This window comes from Sphingomonas sp. LR60, assembly GCF_036855935.1.
GTDB lineage: Bacteria > Pseudomonadota > Alphaproteobacteria > Sphingomonadales > Sphingomonadaceae > Sphingomonas.
In genome coordinates this window covers 471,248-484,731 of record NZ_JASPFK010000001.1, presented here as the reverse complement: position 1 = coordinate 484,731, position 13,484 = coordinate 471,248, and the positions used below count along the sequence as shown (strand labels likewise).

Annotated in this window: 12 protein-coding genes and 1 pseudogene; 7 read left to right on the top strand and 6 right to left on the bottom strand. The window is 67.7% G+C overall.

Annotated elements, in window-relative coordinates; genetic code table 11:
* Nucleotides 1–31 precede the first annotated feature (31 nt).
* Entirely contained in the window at nucleotides 32–892 is an 861-nt protein-coding gene (locus QP166_RS02260; protein WP_333914435.1) for an outer membrane protein, read from the top strand.
* A gap of 402 nt (nucleotides 893–1,294) precedes the next feature.
* Here QP166_RS02260 and QP166_RS02255 read toward each other — a convergent pair whose 3' ends face one another.
* Nucleotides 1,295–2,044: a GcrA family cell cycle regulator gene (locus tag QP166_RS02255; RefSeq protein WP_333914434.1), complete on the bottom strand. Its 750-nt coding sequence runs from the start codon at nucleotides 2,042–2,044 to the stop codon at nucleotides 1,295–1,297.
* A gap of 63 nt (nucleotides 2,045–2,107) precedes the next feature.
* Here QP166_RS02255 and QP166_RS02250 point away from each other — a divergent pair, with 63 nt between their 5' ends.
* Nucleotides 2,108–2,959 carry an ABC transporter permease gene (locus tag QP166_RS02250; RefSeq protein WP_333914433.1) on the top strand — a complete coding sequence of 284 codons (852 nt, stop codon included), beginning with the start codon at nucleotides 2,108–2,110 and terminating at the stop codon, nucleotides 2,957–2,959.
* Nucleotides 2,917–3,669, top strand: a complete 753-nt coding sequence (locus tag QP166_RS02245) for a phosphatase PAP2 family protein (protein WP_333914432.1) — start codon at nucleotides 2,917–2,919, stop codon at nucleotides 3,667–3,669. Before QP166_RS02250 ends, QP166_RS02245 begins: the two co-directional genes overlap by 43 nt.
* Nucleotides 3,670–3,730: 61 nt before the next feature.
* Here QP166_RS02245 and galE read toward each other — a convergent pair whose 3' ends face one another.
* Nucleotides 3,731–4,732 (bottom strand): UDP-glucose 4-epimerase GalE, encoded by a 1,002-nt coding sequence (gene galE, locus QP166_RS02240; protein ID WP_333914431.1) that lies wholly within the window; start codon nucleotides 4,730–4,732, stop codon nucleotides 3,731–3,733.
* Nucleotides 4,733–4,799: 67 nt separating this feature from the next.
* Here galE and msrA point away from each other — a divergent pair, with 67 nt between their 5' ends.
* Nucleotides 4,800–5,339 carry a peptide-methionine (S)-S-oxide reductase MsrA gene (msrA, locus tag QP166_RS02235; RefSeq protein ID WP_333914430.1) on the top strand — a complete coding sequence of 180 codons (540 nt, stop codon included), beginning with the start codon at nucleotides 4,800–4,802 and terminating at the stop codon, nucleotides 5,337–5,339.
* 187 nt (nucleotides 5,340–5,526) lie between these two features.
* Here the strand turns inward: msrA and QP166_RS02230 are convergent, their stop codons facing one another.
* Nucleotides 5,527–6,417, bottom strand: coding sequence for an L-threonylcarbamoyladenylate synthase (locus tag QP166_RS02230; protein WP_333914429.1), 891 nt, complete (start codon nucleotides 6,415–6,417; stop codon nucleotides 5,527–5,529).
* A 71-nt stretch (nucleotides 6,418–6,488) separates the two neighbouring features.
* Here QP166_RS02230 and QP166_RS02225 point away from each other — a divergent pair.
* A pseudogene (locus QP166_RS02225) lies at nucleotides 6,489–8,176 on the top strand (acyl-CoA dehydrogenase).
* A gap of 128 nt (nucleotides 8,177–8,304) precedes the next feature.
* On the opposite strand, the gene QP166_RS02220 reads toward QP166_RS02225, so the two are convergent.
* Genes QP166_RS02220 through QP166_RS02210 form a run of 3 tightly spaced genes read right to left on the bottom strand, consistent with a single transcriptional unit; the run spans nucleotide 8,305 to nucleotide 9,789 of the window.
* Nucleotides 8,305–8,805 (bottom strand): hypothetical protein, encoded by a 501-nt coding sequence (locus QP166_RS02220; RefSeq protein WP_333914428.1) that lies wholly within the window; start codon nucleotides 8,803–8,805, stop codon nucleotides 8,305–8,307.
* Nucleotides 8,806–8,809: 4 nt separating this feature from the next.
* Nucleotides 8,810–9,166 carry a GntR family transcriptional regulator gene (locus QP166_RS02215; protein WP_333914427.1) on the bottom strand — a complete coding sequence of 119 codons (357 nt, stop codon included), beginning with the start codon at nucleotides 9,164–9,166 and terminating at the stop codon, nucleotides 8,810–8,812.
* A 44-nt stretch (nucleotides 9,167–9,210) separates the two neighbouring features.
* On the bottom strand, nucleotides 9,211–9,789 hold the full coding sequence (locus QP166_RS02210) for a nitroreductase family protein (RefSeq protein WP_333914426.1): 579 nt from the start codon (nucleotides 9,787–9,789) through the stop codon (nucleotides 9,211–9,213).
* A gap of 126 nt (nucleotides 9,790–9,915) precedes the next feature.
* Between QP166_RS02210 and QP166_RS02205 the strand changes: the two genes are divergently transcribed.
* Together QP166_RS02205 and QP166_RS02200 are read left to right on the top strand one after the other, a co-directional pair.
* Nucleotides 9,916–11,715, top strand: coding sequence for a peptide MFS transporter (locus tag QP166_RS02205; protein ID WP_333914425.1), 1,800 nt, complete (start codon nucleotides 9,916–9,918; stop codon nucleotides 11,713–11,715).
* Nucleotides 11,716–11,823: 108 nt separating this feature from the next.
* The gene (locus QP166_RS02200; RefSeq protein WP_333914424.1) at nucleotides 11,824–13,452 is read left to right on the top strand and encodes a long-chain-fatty-acid--CoA ligase; all 1,629 of its coding nucleotides are present in this window, start codon (nucleotides 11,824–11,826) and stop codon (nucleotides 13,450–13,452) included.
* Nucleotides 13,453–13,484 lie beyond the last annotated feature (32 nt).

Below are 13,484 nucleotides of genomic sequence, written 5' to 3'. Positions count from 1 at the left end.
TTGCCCGGACGTGTTTTCAGGGAGTTGATGAATGAAGGCGTATCTTCTCGCGGCGGTTGCCGCGCTGATCTCGGTGCCTGCGCTGGCGCAGGACGGCACCAGCGGCGACCCGGCGGTGACCAGCGGATTCTCCGGCATCTATGTCGGCGCATCGGGTGGCTATGACGTCCAGCCCAACGACGGCGGCTCGACGATCCTGTTCGACCGCAACCTCGACGGGCGCTTCGGCGACACGGTGCTGACCGGCACGGGCGCCAACGCCTTCGGACCGGGCTTCTGCGGCGGTCGCGCGCAGGGGGCGACTGGTCCGCAGAACGGCGGCCCCGGCTGCCGCAACGACAAGGACGGCTGGTCGTACAACGCCCGCGTTGGCTTCGATCACCAGTCGGGCCCGATCGTCTATGGCGTGGTCGGCGAGTTCGGGAAGACGCACATCAACGACAGCGTGACGGGCTTTTCCTCGACGCCCGCCAATTACGTGATGACGCGCGAGATCGGCTGGGAGGCCGCGGTGCGCGCACGTGCCGGCTTCACGCCCAACGATTCGACGCTGTTCTACGGGACGTTCGGCCCGTCGCTGGCGCGGATCGACCGTGACTTCTCGTCGAGCCAGAGCACCAACAGCTTCGAACAGCGCGGCAAGCGCAACCAGTTCGGCTTCCAGGGTGGCGGCGGCATCGAGCAGCGCATCGGCGACCATTTCTCGGTCGGCATGGAATATGTCTACCATCAGTACCAGGACAACGACCTCCGCGTCCGCGCGGCCGGCCCGGCCGGCACGCCGTTCACCAACGCCAACAACGGCGGTACGGTGAGCGGGACGGACTTCCGTCGTTCGGACGACAAGTTCAACTGGCACAGCCTGCGCGCGACCGCAGCGTTCAGGTTTTAAGGCGCCGGGTGGCCTGCGCCATACTGGCGCAGGACTCACCCAAGCCCGGCCAGCGGGGCAGCGCCCCGACTGACGACGCGGCTTTGCCGCGGCGGGCTTAAAGGAGCAATCCGCGCCTCAAGAACGCGCGTACCCCGGCGAACGCCGGGGTGAAGGATCACTAACAAGGATGTTGGTGGTTCAACGAAAACCCAACCCCATCGTCATTGCGAGCGTAGCGAAGCAATCCAGGGCGTCCTGATCCGGCCCTGGACTGCTTCGCTACGCTCTCAATGACAGATCGGCACGTCGCCCGAAAAATCCCCGCCGCGGGCAAAGCCCGCGTCGTCGGACGCGGCTTTACGCCGCGCCGGCCGGCTGACCGCTCATGCGGGCTCCAGCTTTCGCTGGAGCCACGCGCGATCAGCGCATCCGCGGCCCGCCGAACGGCAGCGGCGCCGCGCGCCGGTCACGCCGCGGCAGCTGCGCCTGATAGGCGTGGCCGCAATGCGTGACGCAATACGGGAAGCCAGGGTTCACCTTCTCGCCGCAGAAATGGAAGTCCGGCTCGCCCGGATGCCCCAGCGGCCACTTGCAGATCTTGTCGTTGAGATCGAGCAGCGACGTCTTGTCGGCATATTCCGGCGCAGTGCGCGCGGGGACCAGCCGGCGCGGCGGCGCGGGAGCGATCGGTGGCTGCTGCTCGCCGGGTGCCTGACGGACGAACCCGCCCGGCCCGACCGATCGCAGGATCGGCTGCGGTGCGCGTTCGGGCGCCGGCGCGGCAGGCGCCGCATCCTCGGCGGCGTAGGGCGCGTCATCCTCGTCCTCTTCATCCGCCTCGACCACCGGCGCAGGCGGCGGCGGCGCGACCGGGGCGGCGGCGACCGGCTTGGGGCGCGGCTCCGGCTTCGGCTCGGGCGGCGGAGGCGGCGCGGCGGCGGCGATGACCGGCGCAGTCGACGCGGCGGCGGCATTGGCCTTCTCGGCCGCGGCGCGCGCCTCTTCCTTGCTGACCACCGGCGACGGGCGCGATTGCAGGCCGAGACGATGCGCCTTGCCGATCACCGCATTGCGGCTGACGCCGCCCAGTGCTTCGGCGATCTGGCTGGCGGTCTGTCCGCCTTCCCACATCGTCTTGAGCGTATCGATGCGCTCCTCGGTCCAGGACATGATCGTCTTCCTCGTTCGCGTTCCGGTTGCGGGCGGCGGCGGCAGCGGGTACCCGCCTTTGCGATGAGCAGCCAGCCCCCTATCGGACAAATTCCATCAGGCGTCAGAAACGCCCCCGGCGTTCCGGTCATCCGAAACGTCAACTGGGGCGGCCTGAAGACCCTCTATGTGAAGGAGGTGCGCCGTTTCTTCAAGGTGCAGCTCCAGACGATCTGGGCTCCGGCGATCACGACGTTGATGTTCCTGGTGATCTTTACCGTCGCCAATGGCGCGCGCAGCCCGGTGCGCGTCGGCGGCAATGACGTGGCGTTCGCGGACTTCATCGCGCCCGGCCTGATCGTGATGGGAATGCTCAACAACGCCTTCGCCAATGCCAGTTTCTCGCTGCTGGTCGGCAAGATCCAGGGCACGATCGTCGATTATCTCCAGCCGCCGCTGTCGACTGCCGAGCTGCTCGCCGCGCTGACCGGCGGTGCGGTGACGCGCGCCTTCTGCGTCGGTGCAACCGTATGGCTGGCGATGGCGCTGTGGCCCGGCGTCCATGTCGCGCCGCAACACCTTTGGGCGGTACTGTGGTTCGGGCTGCTCGGCGCGGTGTTCCTCAGCCTGGCCGGCGTGCTGACCTCGATCTGGGCGGAGAAGTTCGATCATGCCGCGGCGGTCACCAATTTCGTCATCGCACCGCTGACCTTGCTCAGCGGCACCTTCTATTCGGTCGATCACCTCGCCCCCGCGTTCCGCGCGTTCAGCCATGTGAACCCGTTCTTCTACGTCATCTCGGGCTTTCGTTACGGCTTCCTCGGCGCCGCCGATTCGCCGATCGTGACCGGCAGCGTCGTGATCCTCGCGATCGACGTAGCGCTGGGGCTGCTTTGCTACACGCTGCTGCGGCGCGGCTGGAAGCTCAAGAGCTGAGCGCGCCGCTGCCCTCCGCCGAGCCGCGTAACACGCCGACCGCACCGCGATTGGCGTGGATCGCGCTGTCGCTCGCCGGACTGATCGCCGCCGCGTTGCTCGCTTATGAGATCGGCGATGGTTCGCCGCTGGCCTGGGACCGCGCGATCATCCTCGCGCTGCGTACGCCCGGCGCCACCGCGCAACCGCTTGGCCCCGCGTGGCTCCATGCGGCGATGGTCGACATCACCGCGCTCGGCAGCGGCACGATCCTCACCTGCGTGGTGCTCGCGGTGGTGGGCCTGTTCCTGGTCCAGCGGCTGTGGCTCACCGCGGCGCTGGTGCTGGTCGCGACGCTGGGCGGGTCGGTCATCGCGGGACAGGCCAAATATTGGGTCGGCCGTCCCCGCCCCGAACTGGTCGATCATCTGGTGCAGGTGACCGGGCTCAGCTTTCCAAGCGGCCATGCCACCAACAGCGCGATCATCTATCTGACGCTTGCCGGGCTGGTGGCGCAGGTCACCCCACACCGCGTCGTCCGACGCTACGTCCTGCTGCTTGCGGTGGTGCTGGTCGGCGCGATTGGGGTGAGCCGGGTCTACCTCGGGGTCCACTGGCCATCGGACGTACTGGCGGGCTGGAGCGCGGGGACCGGCTGGGCGGCGCTATGGTGGTGGATCGCCGCGACCGTGCGTGGGCGATTGGCTTCAGGTCCGTCATTGCGAGCGTAGCGAAGCAATCCAGGGTCGGATCAGAACGCCCTGGATTGCTTCGCGACGCTCGCAACGACTCTTACCCCTGCCGCTCGGCCAGCTTGCGCTCCCACGCCAGCGCGTCGCGGACGATGCCGTCGAGATCGTCGCGCTTCGGCGTCCACGCGATCGTCTTCAGGATCGCGCTATTGTCCGCGACCAGCTCGCCCGGATCGCCCGGACGCCGGCCCTGCAGCTTGCGCTCGATCGTCAGGTTGGTGACGCGATCGACCGCATCGAGCACCTCGAGCACCGAGAAGCCGCGGCCATAACCGCAATTGAGCACATGGCTCTCGCCCGGCTGGTCGATCAACAGCTTGAGCGCCGCGACATGCGCCTCCGCCAGATCGCTGACGTGGATGTAATCACGCACGCCGGTGCCGTCGCGCGTCTCGAAATCGGTGCCGAACACGCCGACGCTGTCGCGCTTGCCGGTCGCAGCCTCGACCGCGATCTTGATCAGGTGCGTCGCCCCGATCGTCGACTGCCCGCTGCGCCCTTCCGGATCGGCGCCCGCAACGTTGAAATAGCGCAGGCAGCAATGGTTCATCGGATGCGCGGCCGAGACGTCGCGCAGCATGAACTCGGTCATCAGCTTCGACATGCCGTACGGGTTGATCGGCGACTTGGGATCGTTCTCGGAGATCGGCACGCGGTCGGGCGTGCCATAGGTCGCGGCGGTCGAGGAGAAGATGAAGTGCGGCACGCCCTCCGCCACCGCGCTCTCGATCAGCGTGCGCGTCGCGGCGGTGTTGTTGCGGTAGTATTTGAGCGGATCGCTGACCGATTCGGGGACCACCACCGATCCGGCGAAGTGCATGATCGCCTTGACGTTGTGGTTGCGGATCACGTCACGGACGCCGGGATCCTCGACCGCGATCCGAACGAACGCCGCGCGGCCGTCGACCGCCCAGTCGAACCCGGTGACGAGATTGTCGATCACCACAACTTCATAGCCGGCATCTAGCAGCGCCAGCACCGCATGGCTGCCGATATAGCCTGCGCCGCCCGTCACCATCACCTTGCCGTTCAACGCCGTCATGTCAGTCTCCCGAAAAGTTGCCGCGGCGTAGCGACTTCCTACATGGGACGCAAAGGAGACGAGTTTCATGACGGAATATGCGACGCTGGCCGGCGGCTGCTTCTGGTGCACCGAGGCCGTGTTCAAGGATGTGATCGGCGTCGAAAGCGTCGAGAGCGGCTATCTCGGTGGCCACGTCCCCAACCCGACCTACAAGCAGGTATGCGGCGGCGACACCGGCCATGCCGAGGCGATCCGCGTCGGGTTCGATCCGGAACAGGTCAGCTATGCCGATCTGCTCGACATCTTCTTCGCGACGCATGATCCGACGCAGCTCAACCGGCAGGGCAACGACGTCGGCACGCAATATCGCTCGGCGATCTTCCCGGAGACGGTGATGCAGGAGGAACAGGCCAACCAGGCGATCGCGCGCGCGCAGGAGACGGCGTCGGGCAAGATCGTGACGACGATCGAGCCGTTCGCTGACTGGTACACGGCCGAGGGCTATCATCAGGATTATTGGGACGGCGAAGGCCAGCGCAATCCCTATTGCCTCGCGGTGATCCCGCCCAAGCTGCAGAAACTCCGCAAGAGCTTCGCCGCGCGCAGCAAGGCGGTCACGGCCTGATCCCGTCGCCCCTGCGCAGGCAGGGGCGACGTTCGACCCTCCGTCATTCTCGCGCCCACCCGTCCATCATCCCCGCTTTCACCGTTCCGTCATTCCCGCGAAGGCGGGCATCCAGAACCTCGGACCTTTCGCCTCTTACGAGAACCTGCGCGTCTGGATCCCCACCTCCGCGGGGATGACGGACGACCTACCGATGCGCCGCGCGGCGCAGGCGGTCGTTAATCGCCACCCCGACGCCCGTTTCCGGCACCGGTGCCACCGCAATCGCCTCGCGATCGCTTGCATCCGCGCGGTGGAGCGCATCGAACAACTGCGCCGCCGCCTCTTCCAGATCGCCCGTCGCCGAAAGCGTATCATCCCCCGCGATCGCACCGAACCCGATCAGCCACTCCCCCGCTTCCCGCGCCACCGCCGCCAGCCGCAACGGCTTGCGCGGCGCATAATGCGTCGCGAGCTGCCCCGGCGCGCTGACATGCGCGGTCGTGCCCGCCACCACCGCCAGCACCTCAGCCAGCAGCTCCGCCGTCACCGGCCCCGGCCGCAGGATCGTCCGCCCGGCGACGATCGTCGACTCGACCCCCGTCGCGGTCGCACCATCGTCGAGGATCAGCGGCACCGCGCCGCCGAGGCTCGCCGCGACATGTTCGGCGCGGGTCGGGCTGATCCCGTTGCTCGCATTGGCCGAAGGCGCTGCCAGTGGCGCGCCGCTTGCGACCAGCAACGCCTGCATCGCCCGGTGCGCCGGTACGCGGAGCGCGATCGTGTCCAGCCCCGCGGTCACCAGCGAGGCGATCCCCGCCTCCGCCCGCACCGGCAGCACCAGCGTCAACGGCCCCGGCCAGAAGCGCGCCGCCAGCGCGCGCGCATCGGCATCGAACACTGCGATCCGCTCCGCCGCCGCCAGGTCGGGGACATGGACGATCAACGGGTTGAAGCTCGGCCGCCCCTTGGCCGCATAGATGCGCGCCACCGCGGCCGAATCACGCGCGTCGGCGGCGAGGCCATAGACCGTCTCGGTGGGCACCGCGACGATACCGCCGGCACGAATAATGCCAGCGGCTTCCTCGACAGCCGCCATGCCGTAACGTCGAATGACAGGGTTTTGAGCACGCATCGCGCTCAGCTATAGCGGTTGGACAGGAGAGAGAAATGCCCTTCGCCGCCGCCACCGCCGATCAGCGCTTCGTGCTCGACCATATCGTCCGCCTGGACGAGATCGCCGCCGCCGATCGCTTCGCCGCCGCCTCGCCCGACGTGATCGAGGCGGTGCTGGACGGCGTGGCGCAGTTCGCGGCCGGAGAATGGGCGCCACTCCTGCGCGCGGGTGACACGATCGGCGCAAAATGGACGCCCGATGGCGTCAAGATGCCCGCTGGGTTCCCCGAAGCGTACCGCGCTTACGTCGAGGGCGGCTGGGGGACGATCGGCGTCGACGAACGATGGGGCGGACAGGGGCTGCCGTTCGTCGTGCAGGCCGCGGTGCTGGAGACGCTCGGCACTGCGAACATGGCGTTCGCGCTCTGCCCGACGCTGACGGTCGGCGCGATCGAGGCGCTGGCGCATCACGGCTCGCCCGAGCAGCAGGCGACCTATCTTCCCAAGCTCGCGACCGGCGAATGGACCGGGACGATGAACCTCACCGAGCCGCAGGCGGGCAGCGACGTCGGCGCGCTGCGCACCACCGCCACCCCCATAAAGAAGAAGGAGGGGGCGGCGACGGCACCTTTGCGATCAAGGGCACAAAGATCTTCATCAGCTTCGGCGATCACGATCTGGCGGACAATATCGTCCATCTGGTGCTCGCGCGCACCCCCGACGCGCCCGCCGGCACGCGCGGCATCTCGTTGTTCCTCGTGCCGAAGGTACGGCTCGACGGCACGCCCAACGACGTGCGCGTGGTGTCGATCGAGCACAAGATGGGGCTCCACGCCTCGCCGACCTGCGTGCTGTCGTTCGGCGACCATGACGATTGCCTCGGCGAGCTGATCGGCCCCGAGTTCGGCGGGATGCGCGCGATGTTCACGATGATGAACAACGCACGCCTCAACGTCGGCCTTCAGGGCGTCCAGTCGGCGGAAGCCGCAACGCAGGCCGCGGTCGCCTATGCGCGCGACCGCGTGCAAGGCGCGCGTGACGGCAAGGCGGCGGCGATCGTCGAACATGCCGACGTGCGCCGGATGCTGCTGCGGATGAAGGCCCAGACGATGGCGGCGCGCGCGCTCGTCTATTACGCCTGCGGGCAGGTCGATCGCGCGACGCTCGGCGATCCGCGCGCCAAGGAGCGGCTCGAGATCACGACCCCGCTCGCCAAGGCGCATGCCACCGATATCGGCAACGAGGTCGCGAGCCTCGGCATCCAGATCCACGGCGGGATGGGCTATGTCGAGGAGACCGGCGCGGCGCAATTCTTCCGCGATGCGCGGATCACCCCGATCTACGAGGGCACCAACGGCATCCAGGCCGCCGATCTGGTCGGGCGCAAGCTGGCGCTGTCGAACGGCGGCGCCTTCGCCGACCTGATCGCGGACATGCGCGCCGAGGCGCAGGCACCGACGCTGGTGCGGCTAATCGACGCGTGCGAGGCGGTAGGACGGCGCCTGCAAGGCGCGAACGCCGACGATCGCCACGCGGCGAGCTATCCGTTCCTGACGATGCTGTCGGTCGCGTCGTGCGGATGGCTGATGGAACGCCAGGCGCGCGTCGACGGCGCGGATCAGGTGAAGAGGGTCGCGGCGACCTTCTATCTGGAGCAGATCGTTCCCGAGGCGCTGGGGCTGGAGGCGGCCGCGAACGCCGATGCGTCGGTGCTCTACGCGCTGCCGGCGGAAGCGTTCTGAGGTTCAGCCGTCATTGCGAGCGCAGCGAAGCAATCCAGCGCGTCCTGATCCGGCCCTGGATTGCGTCGCTACGCTCGCAATGACGGCTCTTGGTCTGCCCGCGCTGGCTCCGCGACGACGGCGAAGGCTCAATCCCCCGACGGACACCCGTTGACCGGCGCCGGCCCGGCCTTCTCCGGATACCAGCGCGCCACCCGTCGATCCTGATCGTACAGGCACACCGCGGCGTCGGTGCCGTCCGGACGGATCGCGACCGCCCAATTGTGCGGCCCGCAATTGTGCGGCTCGCATCCGAACGCGACCAATTTGCCCTCGATCATCGCGATCGGCGTCGCGGTCACGTCGCTGCCGAGCACCAGCGCGCGCACTTCCTTGTCGGGCACCACCGCCGCAACCGCCTCGCGCACCTGCGGCTGGCGCAGGAAGCTCGGCGCGGCGCCCTTCGGCTCGGTCGGATATTCGCCGACATAGACGGAGAGATCGGCGGCCGGCGATGGCGCAGCGCTCGGCGTCGGTGACGGCGCGGCCACGCTGGGGGTCGGGGTCGGCGCGGCAGGCTCGCGCTGGCACCCGGCCAGCACGACACCCAGCGTCAATGGAACGAGGAAGGCACGCATCATCGGGGTCAAAGCGTCACGCCGGCGCACGTTCCAGCAACTCCGCCGCATCCAGCCCAAGCAGCGCGATCCGCTCGCGGATGCGCGGCCATTGCTGTGCGACGAAATCTTCGCGTTCCACGGTTCGTAACCGTTCGGCCGCGCCGGGCAGCACGAACATGCCCACCCCGCGCCGCACCTCGACATAGCCATCGTCCTGAAAGCTTTGATAGGCCTTCGCGACCGTCAGCGGATTGGCGCCATGTTCGGCGGCGAGCGCGCGGACCGAGGGAAGCTGGTCGCCCGCGCCAAACTCGCCGCGCAGGATCGCCGCTGCGATCGTGCCGCGTAGGCGGAGATAGACGGGCGAGTCGTCGTTGCTGAGCGCTGCCATGCTGCCTTAATACAGCATAGGGCCTATGCTGTCGAGGCACGCGCTCATCCCTGCCAATCACTCCACAGCCGCGCCTCGTCCGGACGTGGGCGTTCGTCGAGCGGGCGGCCGGGCGTGCCGATGAAGAAGAAGCCCGCGATCCGCTCCGGCGCTTCACCGAAGGCGTCGCGCACCCGGTCGGAAAAGGCTGGCCAGCCGGTCAGCCACCCGCCCGCGAACCCGTGCGCATGGACCGCGTGCAGCAGGTTCATGCACGCCGCGCCCGCCGACAATTCCTGCTCCCACAACGGGATGTGGCTGTCCGGTCGTGGGCTCGACAGCGCGACCACCAACGCCGGTGCCTGTCGCGCGAACTGCTCCATCGCATCGATCTCGGTGCGTCCCGCCGCGGGACGCTCTTCGCGATAGGCATCGACCAGCAAGGCGGCGAGCGCGTCGCGGCGGTCATCACCGACGATCACGAACCGCCACGGCGCCAGCTTGCCATGGTCGGGGGTGCGCCCGGCGATGCGGATCATCTCCACCAATTGCGCATGATCCGGCGCGGGCGCGATCAGGTCGCGCGGCTTGCCCGAACGGCGCGTGGTCAACAGCGAGAGCGGTGAGGAAAGGTCGTTGAACATCACGCGACCGTGGATAGGCGATGTGACAAGTTATTTACAGCGGCCGCTTAACCGTTAGTCTCAGCGGCAACCTTGTGCCCGCGTGCTGTCGCGGGCGACGACCAAATTCTGGAGAGCTTGCCCCTCATGGTGGACACCCCAACCGCGGACAGCCCGCGCGAGCCGGATATCAGTCACGTCAATCCGGCCGAGGAAGCGACCTGGTTCGGCCACCCCCGTCAGCTCGCACGGCTGTTCACGACCGAGATGTGGGAGCGGTTCGGCTTCTACGGTATGCGCGCGCTGCTCACGCTCTACCTGACGCAGCATTTCCTGTTCGGCGACCGGCAGGCGACCGGATTGTACGGCGGCTATACCGCGCTGGTTTACCTGACCCCGCTGATCGGCGGCTATCTCGCCGACCAGTATCTCGGGTCGAAGCGCGCGGTGAAGTTCGGCGCGGTGCTGATGGCGATCGGCTATTTCACGCTCTGCTTCGGCGGCGATACCGCCAAGCCGTTCGCGACCGTCGATGGTCAGCGCTACGAGGTCGCGATCGAGAAGAATGCCGAGGGCGTCGAAACGCGTTATGTGCTCGACGGCGCCAAGCGGCTCGCGATCAAGGGCAATGACGACGGCACCGTCGCGCTGCTCGGGTCCGATGGTCAGCCCGAGCGCACCATCGCCAAGGGCGCGTTCCAGTCGGATGGCGAGCGCAGCCCGTTCTACGTGACCGTCATGCTGCTGGCCCTGTGCATGGTCTCGGTCGGCAACGGCTTCTTCAAACCGAATATCTCGACGATGGTCGGCGAGCTATATCCGGTCGGCGACCGCCGCCGCGATACCGGGTTCACGATCTTCTACATGGGGATCAACATCGGCTCGACGCTGTCGCAGTTGCTCTGCCCGCTGCTGGCGACGATGGTCGGCTGGTGGGCCGGTTTCGGGCTGGCGGCGATCGGGATGCTGGCGTCGTGGTCGCTGATCCAGTTCGATGGCGGACGGCTCAACGGCTATGGCGAATCGCCGGTGCAGCCCGGCCAGCGTGACCGTGCGCTGGGCATCTATGCCGCCGCGTTGATCGGGGTGCCGATCTTCTACCTCTTGTTCACCAACCTGATGAACGCGCCCGAGCCGGTCGCCGGCGCCGGGATGATCGGCTACATGATCGCACTGCCGCTGATGGGCAAATTGCTGTTCGGTACCTTCCTGATCGCGGTGCCCGGCATCCTGATCTGGTCGTTCAGCAACGGCTCGCGCGCCGAGTTCCAGATGATGTTGGCGGCGATGGTGCTGATCGTCTTCAACGTCGTGTTCTGGACGCTGTTCGAACAGGCCGGGTCGAGCCTGACGCTCTATGCCGACCGCAACACCGATCTGTCGGTCTTCGGGCTGTTCTCGCTGTCGGCGGGGCAGACGCAATTCTTCAACGCCTTCTTCATCGTCGTCTTCGCCCCGATCATGGCGGCGATGTGGACGAAGCTGGCGGCGGCAGGGCGCGAGCCGTCGATCCCGGTCAAGTTCGGGATCGCGCTGATGCTGGTCGGGTTCGGCTTCCTGTTCCTGGTCTTCGGCGGGCGGTTCGCGGGCGCGGACTTCAAGGTCGCGATCTGGTGGCTCGCCGGGCTCTACCTGATCCACTCGGTCGCGGAATTATGCATCTCGCCGGTCGGGCTGTCGATGATCACCAAGCTGTCGATCGCCCGCGTCGTCGGGTTGATGATGGGCGTGTGGTTCCTGTCGGTGTCGGTGGCGCAATATGTCGCCGGGATCGTCGCGCAGGTCGCCAGCGTCGACACGGTCGGCGGGCAGGTCACCAACCTCAAGGTCAGCCTCGACACCTATAACGGCGTGTTCTGGACGATCGGCCTCGCCGCCACCGCGATCGGCCTGCTATTGATCGCGCTGTCGCCGATCATCAAGAAGTGGATGCACGGCGTCCAGTAATCGACATCAATCGATACGCGACAAGCGAGCGGCCTTCTGGCAGCAACAAGGCGGCGCCCCGACAACCGGGCGCCGCCTTTTTCGTAGGCGGATCAACGGGGAGTGCGGATGCCGGAATTGTTCGGATTGATGCAGGAGACGCCGCTCACCGTCGACCGCTTCCTCGATCACGGCGCGACCTGGCATGCCGATCGCGAGATCGTCTCGCGTGCGGCGGACGGCAGCATTGACCGTACCGATTATCGTCGCCTCCACCAGATGAGCAAGCAGGTGTCCGATGCGCTGCTCGCCGGCGGCATCGTGCGCGGCGACCGGGTGGCGACGCTTGGCTGGAATGGCGCGCGGCACATGGCGGCGTGGTACGGCACCACCAACATCGGCGCGGTGCTCCACACGCTCAACCCGCGGCTGTTCCCCGAACAGATCGCATGGATCGCGGCGCACGCGGGCGACCGGCTGCTGCTCGCCGACCCCGCCTGCGCCGCGCTCGCCGCACGGCTGGTGCGCGACGTGCCGTCGATCGAGCAGGTCGTGTTCCTGTGCGACCGCGCCGCCCTGCCCGCGACCGACTATCCTGCCGTCGCCTTCGACGACTGGATCGCCCCCCATTCCGGCAGCGCGGCATGGGGCGGGTTCGACGAGCGGCTGGCGTGCGGGCTCTGCTACACCTCGGGCACCACCGGCGATCCCAAGGGCGTGCTCTATTCGCACCGCTCCAATTACCTGCACACGATGATGGCGCTGCAGGCCGACGCGCTGGCGCTGACGCAGCGCGATACCGTGCTGCTGGTCGTGCCGATGTACCACGCCAATGCCTGGGGGGTCGTCTATGCCGCGCCCGCCGCGGGCGCGAAGCTGGTGCTGCCCGGCGCGCGGATGGACGGCGAATCGCTTTACGAATTAATCGAGCAGGAAGGCGTCACCTTCTCCGCCGCGGTGCCGACCGTGTGGCAGGGGCTACTGCAATATCTGCGCGGCACCGGGCGCGCCTTCTCGACGCTCCACCGCGTCGTGATCGGCGGGGCCGCCCCTCCGCCCGCTTTGATCCGCGCCTTCCAGGACGATTACGGGGTCGAGGTCGTCCAAGGCTGGGGGATGACCGAGACCTCGCCGCTCGCCACCCTCTCCTCGCCGACCGCCGAGGTGCTGGCGCAGCCCTATGAAGAGCAGGTGCGGCGCAAGGCGATGCAGGGACGGTTGCAGGTCGGGCTCGACTTCCGGCTGGTCGACGATGCCGGACAGGCACTCCCGCACGACGGCCAGACCGCCGGCCGATTGCTGATCCGCGGCGCGACGATCACCAGCGGCTATTTCCGCGACGAAACCCCGGTGCTCGACGCCGACGGCTTCTTCGACACCGGCGACGTCGCGACGATCGACGCTGCCGGCTACATGCACATCACCGACCGCGCCAAGGACATCGTAAAGTCGGGCGGCGAGTGGATCAGCTCGATCGAGATCGAGAATATCGCCAGCGGCCACCCCGCGGTCGCGATCGCGGCGGTAATCGGGGTCGCGCATCCGAAATGGGACGAGCGCCCGATCCTGCTCGTCCAGCCCGCGCCAGGGCAGACGCCCGACAAGGCGGATCTGCTCGCGTGGCTCGACGGCAAGATCGCGCATTGGTGGATGCCCGACGACGTGCTGGTGGTCGACGCGATCCCGCTCGGCGCCACCGGGAAGATCGACAAGAAGCTGCTCCGCCGGCAATTCGCCGACTATCGCCTGCCCGAATAGCCGGAACACCGCACCCCGCCACCTCGTTACGC

What these genes read in the sequence shown, in the direction of transcription:
- QP166_RS02260 (WP_333914435.1), top strand. Translation starts at nt 32, where the DNA reads ATGAAGGCGTATCTTCTCGCGGCGGTTGCCGCGCTGATCTCGGTGCCT.
- QP166_RS02215 (WP_333914427.1), bottom strand. Translation starts at nt 9,166, where the DNA reads ATGGCAGCGCTCAGCAACGACGACTCGCCCGTCTATCTCCGCCTACGC.
- QP166_RS02255 (WP_333914434.1), bottom strand. Translation starts at nt 2,044, where the DNA reads ATGTCCTGGACCGAGGAGCGCATCGATACGCTCAAGACGATGTGGGAA.
- galE (WP_333914431.1), bottom strand. Translation starts at nt 4,732, where the DNA reads ATGACGGCGTTGAACGGCAAGGTGATGGTGACGGGCGGCGCAGGCTAT.
- QP166_RS02250 (WP_333914433.1), top strand. Translation starts at nt 2,108, where the DNA reads ATGAGCAGCCAGCCCCCTATCGGACAAATTCCATCAGGCGTCAGAAAC.
- msrA (WP_333914430.1), top strand. Translation starts at nt 4,800, where the DNA reads ATGACGGAATATGCGACGCTGGCCGGCGGCTGCTTCTGGTGCACCGAG.
- QP166_RS02210 (WP_333914426.1), bottom strand. Translation starts at nt 9,789, where the DNA reads ATGTTCAACGACCTTTCCTCACCGCTCTCGCTGTTGACCACGCGCCGT.
- QP166_RS02230 (WP_333914429.1), bottom strand. Translation starts at nt 6,417, where the DNA reads ATGGCGGCTGTCGAGGAAGCCGCTGGCATTATTCGTGCCGGCGGTATC.
- QP166_RS02205 (WP_333914425.1), top strand. Translation starts at nt 9,916, where the DNA reads ATGGTGGACACCCCAACCGCGGACAGCCCGCGCGAGCCGGATATCAGT.
- QP166_RS02200 (WP_333914424.1), top strand. Translation starts at nt 11,824, where the DNA reads ATGCCGGAATTGTTCGGATTGATGCAGGAGACGCCGCTCACCGTCGAC.